The 253-nt window shown below is 82.6% G+C and carries 1 pseudogene; it reads right to left on the reverse strand.

Features of this window, described 5'->3' with window-relative positions:
• Nucleotides 1-253: pseudogene (locus G3I42_RS24630) on the reverse strand (hypothetical protein); the annotation flags it as partial.

The following is a 253-nucleotide window of genomic DNA, read 5'->3' on the forward strand; positions in this document are numbered from 1 at the left end:
GGGGGTGGGCGGCTGCGCGTCCCGTACGGGGTGTTGCTCCGGTACGGGGGCGGGGGCGCCGTCCCTCGCGGGCGGGGTCGGGCCCGTACCCGGGGGCGGCGTCCGGCCCGTGCCCGTGCCGCTCTCGCCGTCCGGTGCGGGCGGGAGGTGCAGGAGCATCGTGGTCTCGCTCGACGGCTCGACCGTGGGGGCGGGGGCGACACCGGGGCCCGAGGCGGCGGGCTTGGCGGGCGCGGGCCGCTCGGCGGGGGCT

Origin of the sequence: Streptomyces sp. SID11385 (genome assembly GCF_010548245.1) — a bacterium.
Classification (GTDB): Bacteria; Actinomycetota; Actinomycetes; order Streptomycetales; family Streptomycetaceae; genus Streptomyces.